General features: G+C 71.0%; 24 protein-coding genes. 12 read left to right on the top strand and 12 right to left on the bottom strand.

Annotated elements, in window-relative coordinates; genetic code table 11:
- Positions 1-72 precede the first annotated feature (72 nt).
- The 4 genes from MRB58_RS05465 to MRB58_RS05450 all read right to left on the bottom strand — a co-directional run bounded on the left by MRB58_RS05465 (position 73) and on the right by MRB58_RS05450 (position 3836).
- On the bottom strand, positions 73-1665 hold the full coding sequence (locus tag MRB58_RS05465; RefSeq protein ID WP_244780718.1) for a 2-isopropylmalate synthase: 1593 nt from the start codon (positions 1663-1665) through the stop codon (positions 73-75).
- 329 nt (positions 1666-1994) lie between these two features.
- Positions 1995-2558, bottom strand: a complete 564-nt coding sequence (locus tag MRB58_RS05460; protein WP_244780717.1) for an LptA/OstA family protein — start codon at positions 2556-2558, stop codon at positions 1995-1997.
- 13 nt (positions 2559-2571) lie between these two features.
- Positions 2572-3225: an LPS export ABC transporter periplasmic protein LptC gene (lptC, locus tag MRB58_RS05455; RefSeq protein ID WP_244780716.1), complete on the bottom strand. Its 654-nt coding sequence runs from the start codon at positions 3223-3225 to the stop codon at positions 2572-2574.
- The gene (locus tag MRB58_RS05450; protein ID WP_244780715.1) at positions 3222-3836 is read right to left on the bottom strand and encodes a ribonuclease D; all 615 of its coding nucleotides are present in this window, start codon (positions 3834-3836) and stop codon (positions 3222-3224) included. The genes lptC and MRB58_RS05450 overlap by 4 nt, the downstream gene beginning before the upstream one ends.
- Before the next feature lie 368 nt (positions 3837-4204).
- Between MRB58_RS05450 and MRB58_RS05445 the strand changes: the two genes are divergently transcribed.
- The gene (locus tag MRB58_RS05445) at positions 4205-5365 is read left to right on the top strand and encodes a lytic transglycosylase domain-containing protein (protein ID WP_244780714.1); all 1161 of its coding nucleotides are present in this window, start codon (positions 4205-4207) and stop codon (positions 5363-5365) included.
- A gap of 10 nt (positions 5366-5375) precedes the next feature.
- Here the strand turns inward: MRB58_RS05445 and xseA are convergent, their stop codons facing one another.
- Positions 5376-6965, bottom strand: coding sequence for an exodeoxyribonuclease VII large subunit (gene xseA, locus MRB58_RS05440; RefSeq protein WP_244780713.1), 1590 nt, complete (start codon positions 6963-6965; stop codon positions 5376-5378).
- A gap of 44 nt (positions 6966-7009) precedes the next feature.
- On the opposite strand from xseA, the gene MRB58_RS05435 reads away from it, so the two are divergent.
- The 3 genes from MRB58_RS05435 to MRB58_RS05425 all read left to right on the top strand — a co-directional run bounded on the left by MRB58_RS05435 (position 7010) and on the right by MRB58_RS05425 (position 11804).
- Positions 7010-7723 carry a 16S rRNA (uracil(1498)-N(3))-methyltransferase gene (locus MRB58_RS05435; protein ID WP_244780712.1) on the top strand — a complete coding sequence of 238 codons (714 nt, stop codon included), beginning with the start codon at positions 7010-7012 and terminating at the stop codon, positions 7721-7723.
- A gap of 188 nt (positions 7724-7911) precedes the next feature.
- The gene (locus tag MRB58_RS05430) at positions 7912-9282 is read left to right on the top strand and encodes a glutamate--cysteine ligase (protein WP_244780711.1); all 1371 of its coding nucleotides are present in this window, start codon (positions 7912-7914) and stop codon (positions 9280-9282) included.
- A 212-nt stretch (positions 9283-9494) separates the two neighbouring features.
- Positions 9495-11804 (top strand): xanthine dehydrogenase family protein molybdopterin-binding subunit, encoded by a 2310-nt coding sequence (locus MRB58_RS05425; protein ID WP_244780710.1) that lies wholly within the window; start codon positions 9495-9497, stop codon positions 11802-11804.
- Between the two features lie 17 nt (positions 11805-11821).
- Here MRB58_RS05425 and MRB58_RS05420 read toward each other — a convergent pair whose 3' ends face one another.
- On the bottom strand, positions 11822-12562 hold the full coding sequence (locus MRB58_RS05420) for a FadR/GntR family transcriptional regulator (protein WP_244780709.1): 741 nt from the start codon (positions 12560-12562) through the stop codon (positions 11822-11824).
- 186 nt (positions 12563-12748) lie between these two features.
- Here MRB58_RS05420 and MRB58_RS05415 point away from each other — a divergent pair, with 186 nt between their 5' ends.
- The 6 genes from MRB58_RS05415 to MRB58_RS05390 all read left to right on the top strand — a co-directional run bounded on the left by MRB58_RS05415 (position 12749) and on the right by MRB58_RS05390 (position 18025).
- Positions 12749-13669 carry an NAD(P)-dependent oxidoreductase gene (locus tag MRB58_RS05415; RefSeq protein WP_244780708.1) on the top strand — a complete coding sequence of 307 codons (921 nt, stop codon included), beginning with the start codon at positions 12749-12751 and terminating at the stop codon, positions 13667-13669.
- 33 nt (positions 13670-13702) lie between these two features.
- Positions 13703-14695, top strand: coding sequence for a TRAP transporter substrate-binding protein (locus MRB58_RS05410; RefSeq protein ID WP_244780707.1), 993 nt, complete (start codon positions 13703-13705; stop codon positions 14693-14695).
- A 134-nt stretch (positions 14696-14829) separates the two neighbouring features.
- On the top strand, positions 14830-16119 hold the full coding sequence (locus tag MRB58_RS05405; RefSeq protein ID WP_244780706.1) for a TRAP transporter large permease: 1290 nt from the start codon (positions 14830-14832) through the stop codon (positions 16117-16119).
- Positions 16116-16607, top strand: coding sequence for a TRAP transporter small permease (locus MRB58_RS05400; RefSeq protein ID WP_244780705.1), 492 nt, complete (start codon positions 16116-16118; stop codon positions 16605-16607). Before MRB58_RS05405 ends, MRB58_RS05400 begins: the two co-directional genes overlap by 4 nt.
- 9 nt (positions 16608-16616) lie before the next feature.
- Complete coding sequence (locus tag MRB58_RS05395) at positions 16617-16955, top strand: NIPSNAP family protein (protein WP_244780704.1); 339 nt, start codon at positions 16617-16619, stop codon at positions 16953-16955.
- Positions 16956-17188: 233 nt separating this feature from the next.
- Entirely contained in the window at positions 17189-18025 is an 837-nt protein-coding gene (locus MRB58_RS05390) for a GNAT family N-acetyltransferase (protein WP_244780703.1), read from the top strand.
- A gap of 63 nt (positions 18026-18088) precedes the next feature.
- Here the strand turns inward: MRB58_RS05390 and MRB58_RS05385 are convergent, their stop codons facing one another.
- The 6 genes from MRB58_RS05385 to MRB58_RS05360 all read right to left on the bottom strand — a co-directional run bounded on the left by MRB58_RS05385 (position 18089) and on the right by MRB58_RS05360 (position 24333).
- Entirely contained in the window at positions 18089-19402 is a 1314-nt protein-coding gene (locus MRB58_RS05385; protein WP_244780702.1) for an alpha/beta hydrolase, read from the bottom strand.
- Between the two features lie 170 nt (positions 19403-19572).
- On the bottom strand, positions 19573-20331 hold the full coding sequence (locus MRB58_RS05380) for an ABC transporter ATP-binding protein (RefSeq protein ID WP_244780701.1): 759 nt from the start codon (positions 20329-20331) through the stop codon (positions 19573-19575).
- The gene (locus tag MRB58_RS05375) at positions 20328-21320 is read right to left on the bottom strand and encodes an iron chelate uptake ABC transporter family permease subunit (protein ID WP_244780700.1); all 993 of its coding nucleotides are present in this window, start codon (positions 21318-21320) and stop codon (positions 20328-20330) included. Before MRB58_RS05375 ends, MRB58_RS05380 begins: the two co-directional genes overlap by 4 nt.
- A 49-nt stretch (positions 21321-21369) precedes the next feature.
- Positions 21370-22323, bottom strand: a complete 954-nt coding sequence (locus MRB58_RS05370; RefSeq protein WP_244780699.1) for an ABC transporter permease — start codon at positions 22321-22323, stop codon at positions 21370-21372.
- The gene (locus MRB58_RS05365) at positions 22320-23237 is read right to left on the bottom strand and encodes a siderophore ABC transporter substrate-binding protein (RefSeq protein WP_244780698.1); all 918 of its coding nucleotides are present in this window, start codon (positions 23235-23237) and stop codon (positions 22320-22322) included. Before MRB58_RS05365 ends, MRB58_RS05370 begins: the two co-directional genes overlap by 4 nt.
- Before the next feature lie 106 nt (positions 23238-23343).
- Positions 23344-24333 carry an AraC family transcriptional regulator gene (locus tag MRB58_RS05360; protein WP_244780697.1) on the bottom strand — a complete coding sequence of 330 codons (990 nt, stop codon included), beginning with the start codon at positions 24331-24333 and terminating at the stop codon, positions 23344-23346.
- A gap of 553 nt (positions 24334-24886) precedes the next feature.
- Here MRB58_RS05360 and MRB58_RS05355 point away from each other — a divergent pair.
- A complete protein-coding gene (locus MRB58_RS05355; RefSeq protein WP_244780696.1) occupies positions 24887-25780 on the top strand; it encodes an alpha/beta hydrolase in 894 nt (297 codons plus the stop codon).
- A gap of 46 nt (positions 25781-25826) precedes the next feature.
- A complete protein-coding gene (locus MRB58_RS05350; protein ID WP_244780695.1) occupies positions 25827-26132 on the top strand; it encodes a DUF2218 domain-containing protein in 306 nt (101 codons plus the stop codon).
- Positions 26133-26337 lie beyond the last annotated feature (205 nt).

Here is a 26337-nt window from a genome sequence, read left to right as displayed (position 1 = left end):
CGAGACGGCTGAGCGAACTTTCTGGCGCGGCCGCGTCGTCGACGCGCCGAAATCGGTCCGTGATCCCCGCCCCTACTCCGCCGCCACCGTCCCCGTGTCGCCCCCCTGCGCATGCAACCGCCGCCGGGCCTGCAGCTTGTTGACCGCCGCCACATACGCCTTGGCGGACGCCACCAGGGTGTCGACGTCGGCGCCGCGGCCGGACTCGATGCGGCCGTCGTGCTCCAGCCTCACGGACACTTCGGCCTGGGCGTCGGTGCCCTCAGTGACGGCGTGGACCTGGTAGAGCGAGAGCTTGGCCTCGTGCGGGACGATCTTCTTGACCGCGTTGAAGACCGCGTCGACGGGGCCTGAGCCGGTCGCCTCCTCGGTGACGTGACGGCCCTCGACGTCCATCACCAGGATCGCCTTCTGCGGGCCGCCGGTGCCGGCGATCACGGTCAGGCTCATCACCTTGGCGCGCTCGGCGACCTCCTGGATCTGATCTTCCAAGAGCGCCTCGATGTCCTCGTCGTAGACGTTCTTCTTGCGGTCTGCGAGGTCCTTGAAGCGGCGGAAGGCGTCCTGCAGGGCGTTGTCGCCCAGCTCGAAGCCCAGCTCCTTCAGCTTGGACTTGAAGGCGTGGCGGCCGGAGTGCTTGCCCATCACCAGCGAGGACGAGTGCACGCCGACATCCTCGGGCCGCATGATCTCGTACGTCTCGGCGTGCTTGAGCATGCCGTCCTGGTGGATGCCGCTCTCGTGCGCGAAGGCGTTCTTGCCGACGATGGCCTTGTTGTACTGGACCTGGAAGCCGGAGGCGACCGAGACCAGCTTGGAGGCGCGCATCAGCTTGGTGGTGTCGACCCCCGTGGTCCACGGCATGACGTCGCCGCGCACCTTGAGGGCCATGACGACCTCCTCCAGCGCGGCGTTGCCGGCCCGCTCGCCGAGGCCGTTGATGGTGCACTCGATCTGCCGGGCGCCGCCTTCCAGGCCCGCCAGCGAATTGGCGACGGCGAGGCCGAGGTCGTTGTGGCAATGGGTGGAGTAGATGACGTCGTCGCCGCATCGCTCGCGGATGTACTCGAACATGGCGCGGTATTCGGTGGGCGTCGCGTAGCCGACGGTGTCGGGCAGGTTGATGGTGGTGGCGCCGCAGCGGATCGCGGTCTCGACGCAGCGTGCGAGATAGTCGAGCGGGGTGCGGGTGGCGTCCATGCCCGACCATTCGACGTCGTCGACCAGGCCGCGCGCCTGGGTGACGGTCTTCTCGATGATCGCGACGACCTCGTCCTCGGAGGCGCGCATCTGATGCTGGAGGTGGATGGGCGAGGTGGAGACGAAGGTGTGGATGCGCGGGCGGCGGGCGTGGCGCACGGCTTCGCCGGCGCGGGCGATGTCGGCCGGAACGGCGCGGGCGAGGCCGGCGACGACGGAGGTCTGCACCTGGCGGGCGATCTCGGATACGGCCTCGAAGTCGCCTTGAGAGGCGATGGGGAAGCCGGCCTCGATGACGTCGACCTTCATGTCGTCGAGGGTCAGCGCGATGGAGACCTTCTCGTCGTGGGTCATGGTGGCGCCGGCGGACTGCTCGCCGTCGCGCAGGGTGGTGTCGAAGATGATGACGTTGTTGTCGGTGGGCACGGTCGTTCTCCTGGGGCGGCGGGCGCGAGCGCGAGGCATCGACGCGTGGCCGCATGATCGGGTTGGTGGTTCGATCATCCCCTGAACGTGCGCCCGTCCGGCGGGCCGCCGACGCTCAGGGGCTGGTAAGGAGAAGAAGGAGGCGCACGGCCGGAAGCGCGGCCGGCCCGGGGGGCGGCGACAGGCGCGGGAGGGACGTGGCGTCGATCATGGCTGGTATGTACCGGCGTGGCGGCGCGACGGCAAGGGGGTTTTTGGCCGCCGCCGCATCGTGCGGCAAGATTCGCCCACGCTGCGGCCTTCGTGCTTTGCGAAGAGGCATCGGTGAGCCCGGCCGGCGTGCCGGATCGGCTGCGCCGGCGCGCCGGTCAGTTGCCGCCGGGAGTGAGGAGGACGCGCACGCGCCCGGTCGACTGCACACGGGCGATGCCGGTGTTGAGGTCGACGGTGAGGGTGTCGCCGGTGACGACATTTTGGCCCTGGGTGAGGGTGACGTTGCCGTTGAGGGAGAGCGTGTTGGAGTCGAAGTCGATCACGCCGTCGTTGCCGGTGGCGGTCTGCCCGTCGGACTCGAGGAGCACCTCGCCGGAGGCTTCCAGGCGCGAGATGCGCTGCTGGCCGGGGGTGGAGGGGGCCTTGCCGGTGGAGGCGGCGGAAGTGGCCGCGTCCGGCGAAGGCAGCGCGGACTGGGAGTAGACGACGGTCAGGCGCGAGGTCTGCAGGGCGGCGTTGCCCTGGCGCACGGTGACGTTGCCGGTGAAGACGGCGGTCGACTGCTTGTCCTGCACTTCCAGCGCGTCGGCCTCGATCTCGATGGGGGTGTCCTGATCCTGGCCGAAGTCGGCGAACCCGGTCTGGAGCTGCTGCGCGGCAGCCGGCAGGGGAGCGACCAGTAGGGCCAACAGGAGAACGCGGGCGAGGTGGGGGACCATGTCGGCTCCGAATCTAGGTCGCGGGGTGGATGGTGATGGCAACGCCATCGGAGAAGCGGATGAGGTCGCCACCATCGAATACGTCGATGCGACCGGCGCGGATCGTGCCGCGGGGGGAATTGATCGAGACACCGGCCTCGGAGTGCATCTCACCCTTCTGGAAGAGCACGGTGGCGCGATCCATCGAGGCCTGGGTGCCGTCGGTGGAATCGATGCGGATGCCGTCGTCGAGCGTCAGCACCTCGGTGTTGGTGTCGTAGGTGGCCTCGTCGGAGTGCATGGCGACGCGCTCGCCGTCGCTCATCTCGAGCTTCGCGTCGAGGCCCTCGATGGCGAGGTGGGAGGGCGTCAGCAGGCTCTGGATGGCGCGTGAGGCGACGACTTCGTAGCGCCGCCCGCCGCCGAGATGACCGGCGAGCTTGGGCTCGTTCATGACGAGGCCGTCGGCCGTCAGCGACAGGCCGGCGAGGGCGGCGATGGGGAAGAGCTTGGGCAGCACCGCGGCGACGGTGATCACCGCCGCGATCATCATCCCCAGCGTCGGCACCAGGACGCGCAGGCGCTTGACGCGGCGCGTGTTGCGCAGGGCGCGCTGCTCCTCGCGCCGCCGCGTGCGGGGCGCGAAGGAGCCGTCGCCAGGGAGTGGGAGCGCGGCGGCGTCGGTCATGAGTGGGCGAAGATGTCGACGTCGGGCCAACCGGCGAGGTCGAGCTCGACACGGGTCGGCAGGAAGGCGAACAGCCGCGTGGCGAGATCGGCCCGCCCCTCGCGCTCCAGCATCACGTCGAGACCCTTGCGGATCTTGTGCAGATGCAGGACGTCGGAGGCGGCGTAGGCCATCTGCGCGTCGGTCAGCTCGCCGGCGCCCCAGTCGGAGGATTGCTGCTGCTTGGAGATGTCCTCCCCGGCGACCTCGCGAGCCAGCTCGCGCAGGCCGTGCCGATCGGTGTAGGTTCGCACCAGGCGCGATGCGATCTTGGTGCAATAGATCGGCGCCGGCATCACCCCGAAAGTGGCGGCGAGGATCCCCATGTCGAACCGGCCATAGTGGAACAGCTTCTCGATCGTGGGATCGGCCAGCATGGCGGTGAGATTGGGAGCGGCGGTCTGCCCCTTGGCGATCTTCACCAGGTCGACATTGCCGTCGCCCCGCGACAACTGGACGAGGCAGAGGCGGTCGCGCGGAAATTGCAGCCCCATCGCCTCGGTGTCGATGGCGATGGAGGTCACGTCCCTGAGGCGCTCGGGCAAGTCGCCGTGATGAAGCGTGATGGTCAATGTGTGGTCCGTTCCGATCTTTTCCGCCATGTGATGGGGGTCGCGACAGGGCTTGACAATGGCATGGTGATAATTGCGTGCGCGGATTGGTAAATAATACAGTCGTATTGTGGCGCAGGATCCATGGTTTTGCCCGTGGAACGGTTCGGCGGCAGGGGCGGGGCCGGCACGGCCGGACAGTCCCGCTCGGCCTCGCCTTAATTCTCGTCTGCGCTCAGATAGGAACGGGAATCGCTCGGGCCAATGAATGGCCGTCATGCGGGAAGGCCGAAGGCTGCCGCGATGCGCGCCTCCAGGGCGAGCCGGAGGCCGACGGCGCCCCGCCCGCCGCGGGCACGCCCGCGGGTACGCCGGCGGTCGACGGCGCGGTGCCGGGCGATGCCGAGGGCTCCGAACCGGGCGCTGGCGAGGGCATCGATGACGGGACGGCCGCTGCGACGAACGATGCGCCGGGCGGAGGCGGCGACGATGGGGCGTCGGCCGGGGACGAGCCCGACGCCGGCGCCGACGCGGACCGGGACACGGACGCCGCGCAAGCCGACGCCGCGAGGGCTGCCGAGAAGGAGAGGGCTGCCGAGAAAGAGAAGGAGGTGGCGGAGCTGTGCCGCCTCCTGACCGCGGCGGCCGACCGGCACGGTGTCCCGCACGATTTCTTCATCCGCCTGATCTGGAAGGAAAGCCGGTTCAATCCGGGCGCGGTCAGTCCCGTCGGCGCGCAGGGGATCGCCCAGTTCATGCCCGGCACCGCGCGGATCCGCGGGCTGAAGAACCCGTTCGACCGAGAGGAGGCGCTCTACGCCTCGGCTCACTTCCTGGCCGACCTGAAGCGGCGCTTCGGGTTCTGGGGCCTCGCCGCGGCCGGCTACAACGGCGGCCCCAACCGCGTGCCCCCGTTCGTCGCCGGCGTCGGCGGCCTGCCGTACGAGACGATCGACTACGTCTACTCGATCACCGGCCGCTCGGCGCAGTATTGGGCCAACCTCGCCGCCGCCCGGCGCAATATGCTGACCTCCCGGCCCGCGCCGGCCGTCCTCGCCGGGGCCGGCCAGTTGCGCCCGCCGCCGGCCGAGAGCGAGCCGGAGGGGCCGCGCGATCTGGGGCTGGAGCTGGTCTCGCTCGACGCGCGGACCCGCGGCGCGCCGCTGCCGAAGCTCCCCGTCGTCCCCGGTCCGCGCCCGGCCTACGATGCGCCGAAGGTCGACTGCCCCAAGCTCGTCGCCTCGCTGGGGCAGGCACGGGCGGTCGCGCCGCCGTCCGGCGGAGCTTCGGGGTGGACGCCCTGGGGCGCGCAGGTCGCCGGCCACCCTCAGCGCAACATCGCGATGCGGATGTACGGGCGCGTGAAGGGGCGGCTGCCGGGCGACCTCGCGGCGGAGGAGCCCAACATCGTGGTGCGGCGCTTTGCGGCCCGCGGGCGGCGGCCCATCCACGCCGTCCAGTTCGCGGCCCAGAGCCGGGGCGAGGCGGAGGCGACATGTCGCCGCGTCGCCAAGGCGCTGGTGCCGTGCGTGGTCGTGCGCAACCGCTGAGGGGCGTGGTCTAAAGCAGGGTGCCCTGGCGGTCGTCGACCTTGCGGGAGCGGCGACGCGGGGTGGGGCTCTGCGCCGCGGCCGAGCGCGCCGGGCCGGAGCCTTCCACCACGGCGACGCGCCCGTCGGCGAACTGGAGCTGAAGCGCCTCGCCCTTGCCGACCGCGGCGGCCGAACGGACGGTGCTGTCGTCGCCACGGCGCACCAGGGCGAAGCCGCGATCGAGCACGGCGGTGTAGGAGAGCGCGCCGAGCAGCTTGTCGATCCCGGTCAAGCGGTGACGGAGCGTCGCGAGGAGGTGGGTCGCCACCCGGTCGCGCCGCTGCACCGCGCGGGCGAGGCGGTCCCGCTGGTCGGCCACGGGGCGCGCCAGCAGGTGCGGCGAAAGACGCGCGCCGGTGCGGGCGGCGGCGGCGCGGCGGTCGGCCAGCGTGCCGTCGGCGGCGCGGGCGAGGCGGGCGCTCGCCATGGCGAGGCGGTCGCCCGCGCGCTCGACGGGGCGGTGGGCGATGGCCGGCGACAGGTGGCGCGTGGCGACGAGCCAGCGGTGGCGCGCGTCCGCCGTCTGCTTGAAGAGGGCAGCGAGGGCACGGTCGGCGGCGATGTCGAGCCGTTGGCGCAGGGGGTCGACGAGCGTGGGGCCGGGCGGCAGCCCGCGCGACAGGAAGCGCAGATGCTCGGCGCGGTGGCGCAGGTGCGTCGCCATCGCGGTATCCAGCCGGCGGGCGCGGTCGGCCAGCGTCGCCAGGCACTCGGCCCGGACGGGGACGACACGCTCGGCCGCGCCGGTCGGCGTCGGTGCGCGGTGATCGGCGGCATGGTCGACGAGGGTCCAGTCGGTCTCGTGGCCGACGGCCGAGACGATCGGGATCGGGCTCGCCGCGACCGCGCGCACCAGCGCCTCGTCGTTGTAGCCCCAGAGGTCCTCCACCGAGCCGCCGCCGCGCGCGACGATGATCACGTCGGGCCGCGGCCCGCCATAGTCGCCGGCGAAGCCCTGGACCGCGGCCGTCACCTCCGCGGCCGACGTCTCGCCCTGGACGCGGACCGGCCAGACGACGACATGCGCCGGAAAGCGGTCCGCGATGCGATGCAGAATGTCGCGGATGACGGCGCCGGTGGGCGAGGTGACGACACCGATGACGCGCGGCATGAGCGGCAGCGGGCGGCGGCGCGCTTCGTCGAACAGGCCCTCGGCGGCGAGCTTCTGACGCCGTTCCTCGAGGAGCTTCATCAGGGCGCCGAGGCCGGCGGGCTCCAGATTGTCGACGACGATCTGGTACTTGGAGCTGCGCGGGTAGGTGGTCAGCCGCCCGGTGGCGATGACCTCGAGGCCTTCCTCCGGCTTGGTGGCGAGCTTGGACCACGCCCCCTTCCAGACGACGGCGTCGATCGTGGCGTCGGCGTCCTTGAGGGAGAAGTAGCAGTGGCCGGACGAGTGGCGGCCGCGGAAGCCGCCGATCTCGCCGCGCACGCGCACGTAGCCGAACCCGTCCTCCACCGTGCGCTTCACTGCGCGCGACAGCTCCGAGACGGTGAATTCGGCCGCGTTGGACGAAGCCGGGCGCTCGTCTTCGAAGAGGGTGAAGGGGTCTGCCATCGGCGCTATGATAGGAGCTTCGATCCGCTACCGGAACCTCTCCCTTGCGCGACTTCACCGCTCCTCGCCTCTTCGTCCACGCCGATCTGCCCGGTCCCATCGCCTTCGACCAGCGGCAGACCAATTACCTGAAGAACGTGCTCCGGCTGGCGCCGGGCGCCTCGATCCTCGTCTTCAACGGGCGGGACGGGGAGTGGCGCGCCGAGGTCGCCGAGCTGGGCAAGAAGGCCGGCGGCGCCGAGGCGGTGGAGAAGACCGCGGCGCAGACCCGGCGGCCGACGCTCGTCTACGCCTTCGCCCCGCTCAAGCAGGCCCGGTTCGACTACATGGTCGAGAAGGCGACCGAGATGGGGGCCGGCCGGCTGGTGCCGGTGCTGACCCAGCATGGGCAGGTGCGCAAGATCAACCGCGAGCGGCTGGCGGCCAACATCGTCGAGGCGTGCGAGCAGTGCGGCATCCTCTGCGTGCCGCAGATCGACGAGCCGGTGGCCCTGAGCGACTTCCTGGGCAGCCTCGACCGACCGCTGGTAGTGGCCGACGAGGCGCTCGCCGGCGACGCGATGGACGCCGTCGCCACCATCCGCGCCGCCGGATCGCCGCTGGCGGTGCTGGTCGGTCCGGAGGGCGGCTTCTCGGCGGAGGAGCGGGCGCTGTTCGCGCCGCGGGCGGTGCGGGTCTCGCTGGGGCCGCGGATCCTGCGGGCCGACACCGCGGCCGTGGCGCTGCTGGCCCTGGTGGAAGCCGCCTTTCCCAGTTGACCGGGTGACCGCTGCGGCCGGTGCGCGGCAGCAAATCCGGGGGCGAGTGCAGGGAGTTGTTGCACTTTTGTCGCTGGTGGGCGAGGGCTGTCGCCGCTGAATATCGCCTAGCGACTTAAGTGGCATGGCACGTAGTTGCACCGCGGCGATCACCTCACTATGGTCCGCCGGCCAATGGCGAGGGGACGATGGCGCGCGATACTCTGGATGATACGCCGATCGAGGGGCTGGATGCGCTTGTCGCGTACATCGCAGCCGGCGAGAAGCCGGCGGCGGACTTTCGAATCGGCACCGAACACGAGAAGTTCGCCTTCAATCTCGCCGACCTGTCGCCCGTCCCCTACGAGGGCGAGAACGGCATCGGCGCGATCCTGACCGCCCTCGGCGAGGAGACGGGCTGGGAGCCGATCAACGATCAGGGCCGCATCATCGGCCTCGCCGGGACGGAGGGCGGCGGCGCGATCTCCATCGAGCCGGGCGGCCAGTTCGAGCTGTCGGGCGCGCCGCTCGCGACGTTGCACGAGACCTGCGTGGAGGCGAACGGGCACCTGGTGCAGGTGCGCGAGATCGCCGAGAAGCTGGGCATCGGCTTCCTCGGTCTCGGCTTCTGTCCGACCTGGACGATCGACGAAGCCGCCCGCATGCCCAAGCAGCGCTACGACATCATGCGCGCCTACATGCCCAAGGTCGGCACCCGCGGGCTCGACATGATGCACCGCACCGCCACGATCCAGGTCAACCTCGACTTCTCGACCGAGGCGGACATGGTCAAGAAGATGCGCGTCGGCCTGGCGCTGCAACCGGTGGCGACGGCGCTGTTCGCCAACTCCCCCTTCGTCGAGGGGGTGCCGAACGGCTTGCGCTCCAACCGCGGCGAGGTCTGGCGCGACGTCGACCTGCAACGCTCCGGCCCGATCCCGTTCGCCTTCGAGGACGGCTTCGGCTACGAGCGCTACGTCGACTGGGCGCTCGACGTGCCGATGTACTTCGTCAAGCGCGGCGACGCCTACATCGAGGCGACCGGTGCGACCTTCCGCCAGTTCATGGACGGCCGGTTCGACAAGCTGCCCGGCGAGCGGCCGACGATGGGCGACTGGATCAACCACCTGTCGACGCTCTTTCCGGACGTGCGGCTGAAGCGCTTCCTGGAGATGCGCGGGGCCGACGCCGGACCGTGGGGGCGGATCTGCGCGCTGCCGGCCTTCTGGGTCGGCCTCCTGTACGACGACGGCATCCTCGACCAGGCGCTCGCCATGTGCGACGAGCTGACGGCGGCGGACCGCACCGTGATGTGGAACCGCGTGCCGACCGACGGACTGCTGACCCACGTACGCGGCCGCACCGTGGCGCAGATCGCGCGCGAGGCGCTGGCACTCGCCTCCGAGGGGTTGCGCCGCCGCGCCCGCGCCAACGGCGACCTCGCCGACGAGCGGACCTTCCTCACCCTCCTGGAGGACGCCGCCCACTCCAGCCGCTCCCCCGCCGACGAGCTGGTCGACGCCTACTACGGCGTCTGGAACCGCGACATCGACAAGGTCTTCGAGACCAACGCCTTCTGACCCGGCCGGCGCGCCGCGGGCGACCCGATGGCGCGCGGCGTGGCGGCCCGATGGCGTGGCCGCGAGGCGGCAAGGGGGCGTGCCGGCGAGGCGGCAAGGGGGGCGTGCCTTGTGCGCCCCGCCTCTGCTATGGGCGGAACGACCTGCCGGCAGCGGGCCGGCGTGCGCGCACGCCGGCGTGTCGCAGGGCGCTGAACTCGGAGCTTGGATCGATGCCGCCATCTTCCCCCACCGCCGACGGATCGATCCTGCGCCTGGAGGACGAGCGGTTCGTGCGTGGCCGCGGGCGCTTCACGGCCGACCACCACCGGCCGGGTGAGGCGCACATGGTGGTGGTGCGCTCCCCCCACGCCCATGCCGAGATGCGGCGCGTCGACCTCGCCGCCGCCGCGGCGATGCCGGGTGTCCTGGGCGTCTATGCCGACGCCGAGCTCGCTGCGGATGGGCTGGGAACGCTGCCGTGCGACGTGAAACTCGACGGGCCGCGGCCGCTGATCGTGCCGCCGCGGCGGATCCTGGCGCGCGGCCGCGTGCGCTACGTCGGCGAGCCGGTCGCGGTCGTCGTCGCCGAAACGCCGGCCGCGGCGATGGACGCGGCCGAGGCGGTCGACATCGACTATGACGCGCTGGAGGTCGTCACCGACGCCCGGGAGGCGCTCGCCGCGGGCGCGCCGCAGCTGTGGGACGAGGCACCGGGCAACCTCGCTTTCGTCTTCGAGCGTGGCGACCGGGCGGCGACCGACGCGGCCTTCGCGGCGGCCGCGCACGTTGTGGAACTGCCGATCGTCAACAACCGCCTCAGCGCCTTTCCGATGGAACCGCGCGCCGCCATCGCCGACACCGACCCCGCGACCGGCGGGCTGCGGCTGGAGGTGACGGGGCAGGGCGTCCACGGCATCCGCAGCGCGCTGGCCGGATCGGTCCTCCACATCGACGAGGCCGAGCTTGCCGTCTTCGCCGAGGATGTGGGCGGCGGCTTCGGCCTCAAGAACTTCCCCTATCCCGAGCATGCGCTGCTCCTGTGGGCGGCGCGGCGGCTGCGGCGGCCCGTCCGGTGGGTCTCCACCAACGCCGACGATCTCATGGGCGCGGTCCACGCCCGCGCCCAGTTCGCCCACGGCCGCCTGGCGCTCGATGCGGAGGGGCGTTTCCTCGGGCTCGACGTGGCGATCGTCGGCGATCTCGGCGCCTACGCGTCCACCGTGGGGCCGGGCTCGTCGACCCTGGCGCCGGCCACGGCGATGGGCGGCGTGTACGACATTCCCGCGATCCGGATGCAGAGCCGCGGCGCCTTCACCAACACCGCGCCGGTCGACGCCTACCGCGGCGCCGGCAAGCCGGAGGCGAACTTCATCGTCGAGCGGCTGATCGACCTCGCCGCGCGGCAATGCGGCTTCGACCCGGTCGCGCTGCGGCGGCTCAACGTCGTGCGCACCTTCCCCTACCGCAAGGCGCTGGGCGCGGTGATGGACTGCGGCGCCTTCGAGGTCTCGATCGACCGGGCGGCCGAGGCGGTGGACGCGGCCGGTTTCGCGGCGCGGCGGGAGGCGGCGCGGACGCGCGGCCGGCTCGCGGGCCTCGGCGTGGCGTGCTTCGTGGAGAGCGCGCGCGGGGCGCCGGTCGAAGAGGCGGGGCTGCGCTTCCCGGAGGGCGGTCCGATCGAGATCGTCACCGGCACCGAATCCAACGGGCAGGGGCACGAGACCGCGTTCGCGCAGGTCGCGGCGGCGCGGCTGGGCCTGCCGCTCGACGCCTTCCGTTTCGTGCAGGCCGACACGCGTCGGACGCGCATGGGCAACGGCCACGGCGGCGCGCGGTCGATGCACATGGGCGCCGGCACGCTGGCGCTGGCGATCGAGGCGATGCTGGAGACGGCCGCCCCGGTCGCCGCGCAGCTTCTCCAGGCGGACCCGGCCGCGATAGAGTTCGCCGACGGGCACTTCGTGGTCCGGGGCGACACGGGGCGCAGGGTGGCGCTCGCCGAGGTGGCGCGGGCGGCCCGCGCGGATGGGGAGAGCGCCGGGCTGGAAACGCTGGTGCGCCGGGAGGATGCGCCGATCACCTTCCCCAGCGGCTGCCACTTCGCCGAGGTGGAGGTGGACCCGCAGACGGGCGTGGTCGAACTGGTGCGCTACGTCGCGGTCGACGATTACGGGCACATGGTGAACCCGGCGCTGACCCTCGGCCAGGTGCACGGCGGTCTGGCGCAGGGCATCGGCCAGGCGCTCGGCGAGGACATCGTCTACGACGCCGGCGGCCAGCTCCTGACCGGCTCGCTGATGGACTATTGGCTGCCGCGCGCGGACGACCTGCCGGCCTTCGAGGTGGCGTTCAACCCCGTGCCGACCGAGCGCAACCTGCTGGGCGTGAAGGGGGCGGGACAGGCCGGGTGCATCTCCGCCCCGCCCACGGTCATCAACGCCATCGTCGACGCGCTGGCCCCGCTCGGGGTGCGCGACATCGCCATGCCGGCGACGGCGGAGCGGGTGTGGCGGGCGATCCGCGAGGCGCAGGCGGCCTGAGCGGGCCGCCCGGTGGATCAGATGTCGGCGATGTCGGCGCGGCTGGCGAGGCGGCTGGCGGCACGCTCGAAGTGGGTGCGCGTCGCGGTGCGGGCCCGCTCGGCGTCGCCCTGGTCCAGCGCCTGGAAGACGGCGCGGTGCTCCTCCAGAACCTCGCGCCCCCACTCGGCGGCCATCGCGTTCTTGATCGCCACCGAGCGCAGGTTCTCGGTCACGTTGCGCTCGATCATACCGACGAACTCGACATAATAGTCGTTGCCGGACGCCTCGGTGATGGCGCGGTAGAAGGCGGTCTCGGCGTCGAAGCGCTGGGTGGCGTTGGCGAGGCCTTCGTCGGTCGCCTCCGCCATCTCGGTGAGGTGGGCGGCGATGCGGGCGAGGTCGCGCGAGGTGCGTGCCCCGGCCGCCAAGGCCGAGGCCTCCGCCTGGACCCCGGTGCGCAGCTCCAGGAGCTGGACGAGCTGGCGGCGCTTCTCGAAGCAGGCGCCGGAGATGCGGAAGGCCGAGCGCGCGTTGGGCTCGGTGACGAAGGCGCCGACGCCCCGCTTGGGCGAGATCACACCGTCATATTTGAGGAGCGACACCGCCTCGCGCACCACGGTGCGGGCGACGCCGAACTGCTCGGAGAGGGCATGTTCGGTCGGCAGCCGGTCGCCAGGCTTGAGCTGCCCGCTGGAGATCGCCTCGGAGATGGAGCGCGCAATCTCGTCGGGCAGCCGGCGCGGCCGGTCGATCCGTTCGAATAGCCCTGACGTCATGAGGTCTCCTTCGTCGCTGAGGCGCAGGCGGCACCGTCTGCCGGGCGGCATCGGTGCAATGGCACTCTTGAACCTGTGTATCGGACTGGACAACACATATCGCTAAAGCAGTTGTCAGACAAATGACTTTGTGATGTGTTGTCGCAGAGCCGGCGCAGAACCGGCCGGCACTGCGGAGGATATGGGATGGGCGTTGTGGGCGGCGATCGGAGAATCGCGTTCGTCGGGCTGGGCGGCATGGGCCGCGGCCTCGTCAAGAACATGGCCCTCAAGGGGCTCTCCGTAACCGCGACCGACCTGCGCCGGGAAGCGGTCGACGAGGCGGTCGGCTTCGGTGCCGTCGCCGGGAGCGACCCCGTCGCCATGGCGGCCGAGGCGGACATCTTCGGCATCTGCATCACCACCGCCGAGGCCGTGCAGGACATGGCCATCAAGCGCGGCGTGCTGGACGCGATGAAGGCGGGCGCCGTCTTCCTCGACCACACCACCGTCTCCCCCTCCCACGTCGACACGATGCGCGAGGCGTGCGAGCGGCTCGGCATCCGCTACTGCGAGGCGCCGATGACGCGCACGCCCAAGCACGCCGACGCGGGGATCGTGAACGTCCTCTTCGGCGGCGACGCGGACCTTCTGGAAGAGCTGCGGCCGGTGTTCGAGACCTATGCCGAGAACATCTTCCACGTCGGCCCCGCCGGGCACGCGATCCGGCTGAAGCTCATTCACAACTACATCGCCTTCGCCAACGTCGCCTCGTTCTGCGAGGGCTTCGCGCTCGCGGCGCGCGAGGGGCTCGACATGACCAAGGTCATCGGCATCATCTCCGCCGCGGGCGGCAAGTCGGGGATGATGGACCTCTACGGCGAGCTGACGCTGAAGCGCGATTTCACCCCGCACATGTCCCTTGCGAACGCCCAGAAGGACGTTCGCTACTACGCCGAGTGGATGTCGGAGGCGGGGCTGCCGGCCTTCATGTCCCGCTCGGTGGAGCAGACCTATGCGCTCGCCTCGATCATGGGGCACGCGGACGAGGGCTGCACGGCCGTCATCAAGGCCTACGAAGAGCTGACGGGCATCGAAGCGCGGCTGCCCGAATCGGCCGACGACTGATCCACGCGCAAACCAATAAAATCGGAGGAAACGATGCGGACCACTCTTCTCGCGGCGTCGCTCGCCGCGCTTCTGGCGACCCCGGCGCTGACCACCGGCGCGCTCGCCCAGGACGTCACCCTGCGCCTGGCGCACTTCGCGGCCGAGACCCACCCCGGCCACATCGCCGCCCAGCAGTTCGCCGACAACGTGAAGGAGCGGACGGACGGTGCGGTCGAGGTCGAGCTCTACCCGGCCAACGAGCTGGGCTCGCCGCCCGAGCAGCTGGAGCAGACCGTGCTCGGCGCGATCGACATGAACCTTCCCACCCAGGGCGCGCTCGACAAGTACGAGAAGGCGTTCGGCACGGTGATGACGCCGTTCGCCTTCAAGGACTACGAGCAGGCCCACGCGGTGCTGGACGGGCCGTTCATGGAGTGGGTGGCGCCCAAGCTGGAGGAGCAGGGCCTCGTCATGCTCTCCAACTGGGAGTACGGCTTCCGCAACATCACCAACTCCAAGCACCCGATCGAGACGCCGGACGACGTGGCGGGCTTGAAGCTGCGCACCCCGCCGGAGCTGCAGATCGTGGCCGCGGTCGAGGGGCTGGGCGCCTCGGCGACGCAGATCGCTTTCCCGGAGCTTCCGAACGCGCTGAACCAGGGCGTCGTCGACGGCCAGGAAAACCCGGTCGGCGTGATCTACCACTTCAACCTGGACGACTTTCAGGACAACCTGGCGCTGACGCGGCACGTCTACAACTCGATGGTCCACGTCATCAACAAGGACTCCTTCGAGCGGCTGACGCCGGAGCAACAGGAGATCGTGCGCGAGGAGAGCGGGAAGGCCGGCGCGCTGATGCGTGAGCTGGTCGCCGCGCAGGAAGAGGACGAGCTTGCCAAGCTGGAAGAGCGCGGCATGACGATCACCCGCCCCGACCTCGCCCCGTTCCGCGAGAAGGTCGCCGGCTCGGACGCGATGAAGCGCGTCACCGAGTATACCGGCGAAGAGAACATGGCGAAGTTCCAGAGCTTCCTCGGCAACTGATCCCGGCGGCCGCGCGGCGCCCGAACGGGTGCCCGCGCGGCCCGGTGCCGCGGGGTGAGGGCCCGGCCCGGTCCCCGCGCTCTTCCTGTGACCGAACACGGCCGCGCCGCGGCGGGCCTCAACTGGACGCGTCGATGCTTCCCTTCATCATCCTGGGTGCGCTGGTCCTTCTGATCGCCATCGGCGTGCCGGTGGCGGTGGCCCTGGGGCTGACCGCGGCGGGCTTCTACATGCTCTCCGGCGACTGGCACATCCTGGCGATGCTGCCGCAGCGCATGTACTCCGGCACCACCGCCTTCACCCTGCTGGCGATCCCCTTCTTCATCCTCGCCGGCAACCTCATGAACACCGGCGGCATCACCGAGCGGATCTTCCGCTTCGCCAACGCCTGCGTCGGGCACATCCGCGGCGGGCTGGGGCAGGTGAACGTCGTCGCCAGCCTCATCTTCTCCGGCATGTCGGGCGCGGCGGTGGCGGACGCGGCGGGCCTCGGCCAGGTCGAGCTCAAGGCCATGGAGGACAAGGGCTACGACCCGGCCTTCTCCGCGGCGATCACCGCCGCCTCGTCGACCATCGGCCCGGTCTTCCCGCCGTCGATCCCCTTCGTCCTCTATTCCTCGATCACCGGGGTCTCGGTCGCCAAGCTCTTTCTCGCCGGCGTCGTGCCGGGGATCCTCATGGCCGGCGCGTTGATGCTGGCGGTGTGGTTCGTCTCCTGGCGCACCAACATGGCCCGCTCGGAGCGGGCGCCGTGGCGCGAGCTGCTCGCCAGCTTCGTCGACTCGGTCCTCTCGCTGTTGACGCCGGTCATCATCATCGGCGGCATCTTCACCGGCGTCTTCACGCCGACGGAGGCGGGGGTCGCGGCGTGCGCCTATGCGCTGGTCCTGTCGATGTTCGTCTACCGCGAATTGAAGCTCAAAGAGCTGCCGGGCATCCTGTGGGTGACGCTGGTGCACACCATCCGGGTGATGTTCGTCATCGCCGCGGCGGGCTTCTTCGGCTGGCTGCTGGTCCACCAGCGGGTCCCCAACGCGCTGATCGACGGGCTGCTCGGCGTGTCCGAGAACCCGGCGGTGATCCTCACCATCGTCGTCCTGATCCTCTTGATCCTGGGCATGTTCCTCGAAGGGATCGCCGTCATCGTCTTGACCGTGCCGCTCTTCCTGCCGGTGATGCTGAAGATCGGCGTCGACCCGGTGCAGTTCGGCGTCATCATGATCATGTGTTCCATGGTGGGGCTTCTGACCCCGCCGGTCGGCATGGTGCTCTTCGCGGTCTCGTCGATCTCCGGCCTCTCGGTCGGGCGGTTGACGCAGGCGCTGTGGCCCTATCTCGTCGGCCTCGTGGGAGTGCTGATCCTCGTCACGGCGTGGCCGGCGGTCTCCACCTGGCTTCCCAACATGATGATGGGGGCGTCATGAGCGCGCTGGTTCGGATCGACCGGGTGGTCGGCGTCGTGCTGCGGGCGATCCCAGTCGCATGCCTGGTGGCCCTGTTCTTCATCCTGTTCGGCAACGTCGTCTCGCGCACCTTCCAGATCTGGACGACGGCGTGGTTCGACGAGATCGTCGAGTCGCTCTTCGCGGTGATGGTCTTCGTCGGCGCCGCGGCGCTGTGGCGCGAGAACGAGCACTTCCGGGTGGACTGGCTGGAGGGCATCCTCGGCCCCCGCTCGGGCTCGCTGCTGCGGCTCGTCAGCATCGGCCTGTCGATGGTGTTCCTGTTCGTGATGGCGTGGAAGGGGTACGACCTCGCCTCGCGCTCGCGTGCCGTGACGCCGATCCTCGGCGTGCCGACCGCCTACATCTATGCGGTGATCCCGATCTCCGCGGCGCTCATGCTGGTCTACAGCGTGCGCGATCTCATCGTGGCCGTTCGCGCCATCGTCCTGTCACCCACCAACACCTGAAGAGGCCGCATGCTGATCGATCATCGCGTCTACTCCTGCCGTCCGGGCACCATCAAGCTGCACCTGAAGCTCTACGAGGATTATGGCTACAAGGCGCAGTCCCGCCATCTCGGCGCGCCGTTGCTCTATGCCGCGACGGAGACGGGCGACCCCAACTCCTACATCCACGTCTGGGTCTACGAGAACGCCGGCGACCGCGAGGCCAAGCGCAAGGCGCTGGCGGCCGATCCGGAGTGGGCGGAATACCTGAAGAAGAGCCGCGAGGCGGGCTATCTGGTCAGGCAGCAGAACTCGCTGGTGACCCCGGTCGGCTTCGCACCGGAGCCGAAGAAGGTGCCGGCCGGCTGACGGCGACTCGGGGCGGCCGTCGCACGGGCGCCCCGATCACCGGAGTATCGGCGGTCAGGCTTTATTTCGCCTGGGATTAGCATTTGTGATGGCGTTGTCGCCTGGGCGGCGTAATAGTCCGCGTTCCGCGTGGCACGGTTCGTGCCTCGTGCGAACAGGGACGTGTTGCACCGATGACGGATGCCAGCTCACCCGGACCGATCGCAGCTGAATCAAATTCCACGGAGAGGTCTATGACCCTGTCTCCGTTTGGACACGACGATCTGGACGCCGCCGCCGCGCTGAGCCGGGCGGAGGGGTGGCCGCACACGCGGAACGACTGGAGCTTGCTCGCTTCGGTGGCCGAGGGCGTCGCGATCAGGGACGGCCGGGCGTTGAAGGGCACGGCGCTGTGGGTGCCCTACGGGCCGCGCGTCGCCAGCGTGTGCATGGTGATGGTCGACCCCTCGGTGCGACGCAGGGGGCTCGGCCGGCGGCTGATGGACCGCGTCCTCGCCGATACGGCCGGGCGGTCGCTGCGCCTGGTCGCGACGCCGTCGGGTCAACCGCTCTACCAGGCGCTGGGGTTCGAAGAGAGCGGCCGCGTTCACAAGCTGGAGGGCGCGCCGAGCCTCGCCGCGCTGGGGCCGCGCAACGGCGTGGTGCTCGCCCGCGAGAGCGACATGCCCGCCATCCTGGCACTCGACGCGGCGGCTTATGGGGCGGACCGCGGCCGGCTTTTGGCCGCGCTGATGGACGCCGGCGACGCGATGATCCTGCGCGATCCGTTCGTGACCGGCTACGCCGTTCGCCGCCCGTTCGGGCCGGGGGTGGTGATCGGCCCGGTGGTGGCGCCCAGCCTGGCGGCGGCCAAGCGGCTGATCGCGGCGCAGGCGGCGAAGGTCCGCGACGCCCCCGTCCGGGTCGACACGCCCGACGCCGCGCTGCGCGACTGGCTGAAGGGCTGCGGCCTGACCCACACCACGAGCGAGGCGCTCATGGTGCGTCACGACCCGGCCGCGCCGGAGGCCTACCGCTCCTACGGTCGCGGCGCGGTGACCTTCGCGCTGGCGGCCCAAGCATTCGGCTGAGGCATTCGGCTGAGGCATTCGGCTGAGGCGTTCGGCTGAACCGGCCCCGCGGCACCCGCCGGCTCAGCGGCTGGCGAGATCGTCCCCGTCGACGTCGGCGCTGCCCTTGACCTCGAAACCGTCGACGTCGAGCGTGGCTTCCAGCGTGTCGTTGATGCTCACGCGCGTCGCCGGGTCGACCACCGCGACCGGTGCCGAGACCGCCATGCCGACCGCCGTGCCTGCCGCCGCGGCGACGCCGGTGGACAGCTGGATCACCCGGTCGCCGAAGCTGGCGCGCGAGTCGGTCAGCGTCTGACCCGCCATGAGGCGGTTGCCGATCAGTTGCACCACCTCGGGGCTCTGCGCGAACTTGCCGTGGTGGAGGCTGTCGCCGGTCTCCACCTGGGTGAGGTCGATCACGGTCAGCTCGCTGCCCGCGATCTGCGAGCGGTAGGGCTCGGCGGTGGGGTCGATGGCACCGAGCCGCTTGGAGCTTTGCCACAGCCGCTTGGAGACGGCGAGCGCGCGATCGTCGCCCGAAACGAACAGGATCATGTCCGGGTGCGTCGTCCCGATGTCGCGCATCTGCTCGCGGAAAACGTCGACGTCGATGTCGGGCGCGGCGAGCATGACGGTGGTGATCTTCGGGCTGATCCGACCGTCGCGGATCGCCATCTGGCGCAGCGCTTCCATGGTGAGCCAGTTCCCCATCGAGTGGGCGAGGATGTTCACCTCACCGACCGACGGGTCGCGCGCCAGGCTGCGCAGGACCGTCTCCAGCTCGGTGCGCGAGTAGTTGGCGCTCTCGCGGTCGTAGCCGTAGGAGAGCAGCTTGGCGCGCGAGGGCCAGGTGAACAGCACCGGGTAGACGTCCGCGTCGCTGTCGTGGACGATCTGGGCGAGGCGGAAGACCGCGTCGTCGAAGCGGTTGTTGTAGCCGTGGACGAAGACCATGACGCGCCGATCCGGCACCCTGGTGACGCCCCGGTTGAGCGCGGCGAGCGCACCGGCCGCGTCGAGCCGGTCGGCCGAGACGAGGACGAAATCGGTCTGCGGGTCGCCGACGGCGTTCTTGGGCCGCTGCACTTCGCCCACGGTGCGGGCGCTGGACGGCGGGATCGAGATCGTGACGTCGACGAAGGAGAGGTTGAGCCCGCGCTCGCCGGAATAGAGGTCGGCGGAGTCCGCCGCCGCCTCGCGCGTGGTGGCGACGAGCATTTCCACCTGGCTGCCGACGCCGCGTGCCTCGGGGACCGGGGTCAGCACGCCCGCGACCGGGCCGCCGCACGCCGCCAAGGCGAGGCTGGCGAGGAGCGCCGCGGCGAGGGGGAGGCGGGGGCCGCCGACAGGGCGGCGGGGCCGGCGCGAACCGCGTCCGATTGCGACGAAGCGCATCCAGTACTCTCCAACCTTGCGCACGCGTGCCGAGCACCTGGCGGAGCCGGGCGGCCACCTTAGGCACCATGGTGTATCGGCTGCGTAAAGGCCTGGTTGCGCCGCCGAGCCCGGCGCACCGCCATGCGCGCGCCGAGCGTGGCAAATCCGCCAGCCTCCCCGGCGCCCGATCAGAGGAAGTGCAAGGCGACCGGGTGACCGTCGATCTCGGCGACGGGGATGTCGCTGTCGAACACGGCCGAGAGGACCGGGGCGGTCATCACCGCGGACGTGACCCCGTAGGCGGCGATGCGGCCGTCGCGCATGGCGACGATACGGTCGGCGTGGGCGGCGGCGTGGTTGAGGTCGTGCAGCACGATGAGCACCGTGCGGCCCCGCTCGTCGGCGACGCGGCGGATCGTGCGCATGAGCTGCCGCGCATAGGTGATGTCGAGGTTGTTCAGCGGCTCGTCGAGGAGGATGTAGTCGGTCCCCTGGCAGAAGGTCATCGCGGCACGGGCACGCTGGCGCTGACCGCCGGAGAGCGTGTCGACGAAGCGGCCCGCCAGCCGCTCCAGGTCGAAGAGGGCGAGCGCCTCGGCGATGGCGGCGCGGTCCTGCGGCCCGGGCCGCCCGCGGTGGTGCGGGAAGCGCCCGAAGCCGACCAGTTCCGCCACGCGCAGGCGGCTCGACACGTGCGTCTCCTGCGGCATCACCGCCAGGCGCCGGGCGAGCGCGCGCGTCGGCGTCTTGTCCACGGGCAGCCCGTCGACGGTGATCGTCCCGCTCTGCAGCGGCAGGAGGCGCGCGATCAGCGACAGCAGCGTCGACTTTCCCGCGCCGTTGGGGCCGATCAGCGCCGTCACGCCGCCGGCGGGGATCGTCAACTCGATGTCCGACAGCACGGGGCGGTTGGAGCGGACGGCGGAGACACCGGACACGACGATCATCTGAGCCTCGACGACAGGAGGAGAAGCAGGAACAGGAGCCCCCCGGCAAACTCGATCACGATGCCCAGCGTCAGCGTATTGCCGAACACGTGGGCGAGGATCGTCTGCCCGCCGACGAGGAGCACCACCGCGGTCAGCGCCGCGGCCGGCAGCAGCACGGCGTGGCGTGTGGTGCCGACGATGCGCTCCGCCAGCGCCACGACGAGGAGACCCAGCAGGGCGACCGGGCCGACCAGCGCCGTCGATACCGCGACGAGGATGCCGACGAGGAGGACGAGCCCCAACGCCGCCCGCCGCCACGCGACGCCGAGCCCCACCGCATCCGCCTCGCCGAGCGCCATGACGTCGAGCAGGTGCCGGGAGCGCCAGGCGAGGGTGGCGCCGATCACCGTGACGACGACGCACGGCACGATCAGCGTTTCGTCGATGGTGTTGAAGTCGGCGAAGGTGGCGCTTTGCACGACGGCGAAGGCGTTGGGGTCGATCAGCCGGGCGACGAGGTCGGTGAGGCTGCGGAAGAGGATGCCGAGGACCACACCGGCGAGGAGCAGGAGCACCATGTCGCTGCGCCGGGCCAGGATGGGCACGAACAGGACCGCCGCGAGCAGCGCCAGCGCGGTCGCCTGCCCCAGGAAGAGGAGCCCGGAGGGGAGGGCGGCGAACCCGACCGCGCCCAGCGTGAACACCAGCACCGACTGGATGAGGAGATAGAGCGCGTCCATCCCCATCAGCGACGGGGTGAGGATGCGGTTGCCGGTGACGGTCTGGAAGATGACGGTCGACACCGCGATCGCCACCCCCACCTGCAACAGCGCGGCGAGCCGCATCGTGCGCAGCTCCAGCGCGAAGGCGAGATTGCCCTTGAGCCCGACCGTCAGCGACAGGGCGATGGCGACGACCGCCGCGAGACCCAGCGCGGCGAGGGCGATGCGCTCGCGCCTCGCCGTCCGGGGCTCCTGGTCGGCATGCGGCGCGAGGGAGTGCGCCATTCGGCGGTTTCGCGCCGGGGCCGCGCGGCCGGGGGGGCGGGGCAGCGTGTCAGGCATGGCGGGGCCGCGCGAGGAGGACGGCGATGAACGCCGCGGTGCCGACGACGCCGAGCACGGTGCCGACGGGGACCTCGTAAGGGAAGCGCAGCAGCCGGGCGACGATATCGCAGGACAGCACCAGCCCCGCCCCGCCCGCCGCGATGATCGGCAGCACCGCCCGCACGTCCTCCCCGTAGCGCCGCACCGCCAGCGCTGGCACCACCAGCCCCACGAACGGGATGAGGCCGACGGTCGCGACCGACACCCCCGCGATCGTCGCGACGATGGCGAGCCCCGCCTGCTGCATCACCGTGTAGTTGAGGCCGAGGCCGACGGCGGTATCGCGTCCGAGCGCGAGGATCGTCAGCCGGTCGGCCACCCACCAGGCGACGGCGACGAGCGCCGAGATCACCCACAGCAGCTCGTAGCGCCCCTGCATCACGGCGGAGAACTCGCCGTTGGTCCAGATGCTGAGGTATTGCAGGAGGTCGGCCTCCCAGGCGACCGCGGTGGTGAGGGCGCCGACGACCCCGCCGTAGACGATGGCGAACAGCGGCACCAGGTAGGGCTCGGTCGGCGGCAGGCGGCGCGCCAGCACCAGGAACAGCGCGGTGCCGACGAACGCCGCTCCGCTCGCCGCCAGCGTCTTCAGCGCGATCGAGGCACCCGGGGCCAGGATCGTCATCGCCAGGATTCCCAGGCCGGCGCTCTCGCCCGAGCCGGAAATCATCGGGTCGACGAAGCGGTTGCGCGCCAGCGTCTGCATGATCAGGCCGGCGATCGCGAGGCCGGCCCCCGTCAGCAGCGCGGCCGCCGTGCGCGGCAGCCGGCTGACGAGGACCAGCTCGACCCCGTCCGCCCCGGAGAGGCGGCCGACGCCGACGAGGACGCTGACGAGTGCCAGCACCACGAGAAGGACGGCCGCGGCGACGAGGTCGCCGCGGATCGGGCGGGGCGTGGTCACTGCGCGGTCGCGAACCCTTCGGCGATCGCCTCGAGGACGCGCGCGGTCGCGGACGCCCCGCCGGCGCCGATGTAAAGGTCGGCGGCGGGGAGGTGGATCACCTGGCCCTTGGTCCACGCGGTGGTGCCGGCGACGAGGGCGTTGTCGAGCGTCTGCGTGGCGTTCTGCTCGCCCGAGCCGATGGCGGCGGCGCGGTCGATCACGATCAGCCAGTCCGGGTCGGCCTCGGCGATGAACTCGAACGACACCGCATCGCCGTGGATGCCGGCGTCGAGGTCGTCGACCGCGGCGGGGATGGCGAGTTCGTTGTGGATCCAGCCGAAGCGCGAGCCGGGGCCGTAGACGGAGATCTTCGGCCCGTTGGTCATCACGACGAGGGCGGTGCCGCGACCATCGGCGGCATCCCTGGCGGCGGCGATGTCGGCATCGAGGGTGGCCAGCAGCGGCGCGGCGGCATCCTCCCGGCCGAACAGCGCGCCATAGGCCTCGATGCGCGCGCGAGCCTCGGCGAGGAGGTGGGTGCCGTCGATCGTCATGTCGATCGTCGGGGCGACGCGGGCGGTCTCGCCGGCCTGGCGCGAGGAGCGGCCGCCGACGATGACGAGGTCCGGCGCCAGCGCGTTGAGCGCCTCGAGGTCCGGCTCGAAGAGGGTGCCGACCACCACCGCCCCGCCGGCGACGTCGCCGAGCTGCGGCAGGTAGAGTTTGTCGGGCACGCCGGCGATGGGGACGCCGAGGGCGTGGATCGTATCGATGGCGGCGATGTCGTAGACGGCGACGGTGTCGGGTCGGGTGTCGATCTCGGCCGGTCCGGTGGCGGTGTCGATCGTGACGGCGCGGGCGGGGGCGCAGGCGAGAAGCGCGGCGGCGCAGGCGAATGCGAGCATCGTCGAGGCGCGCGGGAAGAGGGTCATCGGTGATCTCTGTTGTGGCCGCGGCGCGGCACGGGTTGGGACGGCCTCGCGGGTGGCCTCGCCGGTATGGGAGGGGCGCGGGCGGGCGTCGATGGGACTCACGGTCTCAGGTGCGGGCGCGGCGGGCGACATCGCTGGGCGTGACGCCGAACTGGCGCTTGAAGGCGGTGGCGAAGTTGGCCGCGCTCTTGTAGCCGGCCCGTTCGGCGGCCTGCGTGATGGTGACGCCGCCGCCCTCCAGCGCCAGCCGCGCCTCGACGAGCCGGCGCTCGCGCACGACGCCGTAGATCGAGGTGCCGTGGACCGCGTGGAAGAGGCGTTGCAGGGTGGAGACGCTGGCGCCGACGGAGCGGGCCACGTCCTCCAGCCGCACCCCGTCGGGCGCCTGACCGGCGAGGAGACGGCAGGCGTCCTCCACGCGGCGGCGGTCCCGGTCGGGCACCGACGGCCGGGGCGTGACGTCGGCGAGGCGGGCGAAGGCCTCCAGGAGGAGGCTGGTGGCGCGGCTCTCCATGTAGAGGCGGCCGACCAGCCCGTCGACCGAGGGCGGGTTGAGGAGCTGGTGGGCGAGCTGCACGGCGTGGGCGGACGGGGTCCACGACGCTTCGGCGAGGTGGTGGTCGAGGCAGTCCGGCAGGAGGTTGCCCGAGCCGGGGCACCCCGCCAGCCACTCGGGACTGACGGTGATGTTGACCTTGCACAGGTGCATGCCGCGCCGGGCGTGGCGCACGAAGCGCACCGGCTCGGCACGGTAGATGAGCTGGCCGTGCGGGGTGTCGTCCGGGCCGGAGCGAAGCGCGAACGGGCGGTCGTCGAGCAGGAAGTCGACCGCGCCTTTGAGCACGATCGAGCAGGTCAGGCCGGGGCGCTGGGTGATCTCGGAGGTGAGGTCGTGGAGCTCCACCGCGTCGCTGGTGTGGACGACGAGGCCCGGCCGCAGCTCGGCGAGGCTGTAGCGGCCCATGAGGGCGCTGCCGGCGCGCGCGGCGTCGGGCCCGATACGGAACTCCGACCCGACGACCACGGACGCATCGGCGATGTGGCGGCTGGAGACGAGGTCGGTGTCGACGACGGTGGGGGCGCTGGATGCAGCCAAGCAACACTCCTGTAACAGTTCTAAGGTCTGGCCTCAGTCGAGAACTGTTTTACTTTGAACGCGGCACAGGTCCTGTGACGGACTTGGCGATATCTCAGTGTCGCTCCATTTTGACCGCGGCGCAAATGCCGTTGCCTTCGCAGGAAACAATGCGCCCTGGCGATACTCGATAGATTTTGTCAATGTCGACTGTTGCGATGCTGGTCGTTGGGTAAACAATAGCAAAATCTATGTTTCGTATAAGAGGTGTATTCATAAATTTTCGCGCCATTGGTGATGATTCGTGATGATAGTCTGTTGTCGCTGGATTTCAACTTGACCGAATTCGGGCCCATTGCCTAAGTCTGGGCCGTGATGACGAGTGGGATCGGGAGACGACGGGATGACTGCCAGCGCAGCACTGCACACGCGCCGCGCGCCGGTGGTCTGACCCATGCCGCGCGCGTCGAGACCTCGTGGCCTGCGGGGCGTCGCACCGGCCGCCGTACTGGCCGCCGCGCTGGCTGCGGCGTCGGGCGCCGGTCTCGCACAGCCGGCCGCGGCTGACGGAGCGGTGGCGGCCGAACGCGGCGCCGCGGTGACGATCCCGCGCGCGGAGATGCACGACATCGTCTCCGACGCCAGCGGCGAGAACTACCGGATCTTCATCTGGCGGCCGCGCACCCCGCCGCCGCCCGAAGGCTACCCGGTCGTCACCGTCCTCGACGGGAACGCGGTGTTCGGTCTGGTGAGCGACATCGTCGGCTTCGCCGAGCTGCGGCCACGGCCGGACGGGATCGCACCCGCCGTGGTCGTCGCCATCGGCTATCCCGTCGATACGCCGCTCGATTTCGTCCGCCGCAGCTTCGACCTCACCCCGCCCGCCGACACCATGACCCTGCCCGAGCGGCCCAACGGCAAGCCCTGGCCGAAGGTCGGCGGGGCCGACGCCTTCCTCGCCTTCCTCGAGACCCAGGTGAAGCCTCTGGTCGCCGCGCGCGTCCCGGTGGACCCGCGGCGAGAGGTGCTGATGGGGCACTCCTTCGGCGGCCTCTTCGCGCTCCATGTCCTCTTCACGCGGCCGGACGCGTTCGACGCCTACCTCGCCGGCAGCCCTTCGATCTGGTTCAACGACGGCGCCTTGGCGGGAGAGGCCGACGCGCTGGTCGCCTCCGGCCGCACGGTCGCGGCGCGGCTCTACGTGGCCGTCGGCGGCGACGAGCAGCGCATGACGCCGCCCCCGGACGACACGGTCGACCCCGCCGCCCGCAAGCGCTGGAGGCGCGCCAACCGCATGGTCGACAACGCGCGCGAGATGGCCGCGCGGCTCGATGGCGCCGTGCCGGGCCTCGACGTCGCCTTCCAGGTGTTCGACGGCGAGGACCACGGTTCGGTCGTGCCGGCCTTCGTCAGCCGGGCGCTGCGCTACGCACTGTCGCCCGCCACCGCCGCGCCGGCGGACGAATAACCGCGCACCTCGAGGCCGGCGCGGTCGCAGAAACGGGAGGACCCCCATGCCGCACCTGACGTCCCGCGTCGTGACGCCGAAGGCCTCGCGCTATCTCGCGCAGCTGTGCAAGCACTTCGCCCACAAGGTGGAGGCGACGTGGGACGAGGCGGGCGGCGACGTGGACTTCGGCTTCGGCCGCCTGCGCCTCGCCGCCGCCGACGATGCGCTGACGATGGACGCCCGCGCCGACACCGCCGAAGGCCTCGCCCGGGTGGAGTGGGTCGTCACCGATCACCTCGCCCGATTCGCCTGGCGCGAGAAGCCGGTCATCCAGTGGACCCCCGGCGCCGAGCCCGCCGGCACGGACTGACGACCCCTCCATCCGCCGGCCCCCTCGCCGCGGCTGCGGCGTCGTCGTGATTCGCGTTGCGCCGCCGGCGGCGGCCGTCCAGCGGGGCCATCATTTCGCGATCCTGACCTCTCATCAAGCATTCGTGCAACGTTGTGTATGCGGCATGCCAGATGAAGCCGGGGGATCGGCTCGGAATACCCATGCGTCGCGCGTAGGTTATTTG

Origin of the sequence: Acuticoccus sp. I52.16.1, assembly GCF_022865125.1 — a bacterium.
Classification (GTDB): Bacteria; Pseudomonadota; Alphaproteobacteria; order Rhizobiales; family Amorphaceae; genus Acuticoccus.
This window is presented reverse-complemented; position numbering and strand designations above follow the sequence as displayed.

Excerpts from the sequence above, each read along its gene's own strand:
- MRB58_RS05400 (WP_244780705.1), top strand. The coding sequence starts at position 16,116 with ATGAGCGCGCTGGTTCGGATCGACCGGGTGGTCGGCGTCGTGCTGCGG.
- MRB58_RS05465 (WP_244780718.1), bottom strand. The coding sequence starts at position 1,665 with ATGCCTCGCGCTCGCGCCCGCCGCCCCAGGAGAACGACCGTGCCCACC.
- lptC (WP_244780716.1), bottom strand. The coding sequence starts at position 3,225 with ATGACCGACGCCGCCGCGCTCCCACTCCCTGGCGACGGCTCCTTCGCG.
- MRB58_RS05375 (WP_244780700.1), bottom strand. The coding sequence starts at position 21,320 with ATGGCGCACTCCCTCGCGCCGCATGCCGACCAGGAGCCCCGGACGGCG.
- MRB58_RS05405 (WP_244780706.1), top strand. The coding sequence starts at position 14,830 with ATGCTTCCCTTCATCATCCTGGGTGCGCTGGTCCTTCTGATCGCCATC.
- xseA (WP_244780713.1), bottom strand. The coding sequence starts at position 6,965 with ATGGCAGACCCCTTCACCCTCTTCGAAGACGAGCGCCCGGCTTCGTCC.
- MRB58_RS05350 (WP_244780695.1), top strand. The coding sequence starts at position 25,827 with ATGCCGCACCTGACGTCCCGCGTCGTGACGCCGAAGGCCTCGCGCTAT.
- MRB58_RS05410 (WP_244780707.1), top strand. The coding sequence starts at position 13,703 with ATGCGGACCACTCTTCTCGCGGCGTCGCTCGCCGCGCTTCTGGCGACC.
- MRB58_RS05390 (WP_244780703.1), top strand. The coding sequence starts at position 17,189 with ATGACCCTGTCTCCGTTTGGACACGACGATCTGGACGCCGCCGCCGCG.
- MRB58_RS05380 (WP_244780701.1), bottom strand. The coding sequence starts at position 20,331 with ATGATCGTCGTGTCCGGTGTCTCCGCCGTCCGCTCCAACCGCCCCGTG.
- MRB58_RS05395 (WP_244780704.1), top strand. The coding sequence starts at position 16,617 with ATGCTGATCGATCATCGCGTCTACTCCTGCCGTCCGGGCACCATCAAG.
- MRB58_RS05420 (WP_244780709.1), bottom strand. The coding sequence starts at position 12,562 with ATGACGTCAGGGCTATTCGAACGGATCGACCGGCCGCGCCGGCTGCCC.
- MRB58_RS05415 (WP_244780708.1), top strand. The coding sequence starts at position 12,749 with ATGGGCGTTGTGGGCGGCGATCGGAGAATCGCGTTCGTCGGGCTGGGC.
- MRB58_RS05385 (WP_244780702.1), bottom strand. The coding sequence starts at position 19,402 with ATGCGCTTCGTCGCAATCGGACGCGGTTCGCGCCGGCCCCGCCGCCCT.
- MRB58_RS05425 (WP_244780710.1), top strand. The coding sequence starts at position 9,495 with ATGCCGCCATCTTCCCCCACCGCCGACGGATCGATCCTGCGCCTGGAG.
- MRB58_RS05460 (WP_244780717.1), bottom strand. The coding sequence starts at position 2,558 with ATGGTCCCCCACCTCGCCCGCGTTCTCCTGTTGGCCCTACTGGTCGCT.
- MRB58_RS05430 (WP_244780711.1), top strand. The coding sequence starts at position 7,912 with ATGGCGCGCGATACTCTGGATGATACGCCGATCGAGGGGCTGGATGCG.
- MRB58_RS05365 (WP_244780698.1), bottom strand. The coding sequence starts at position 23,237 with ATGACCCTCTTCCCGCGCGCCTCGACGATGCTCGCATTCGCCTGCGCC.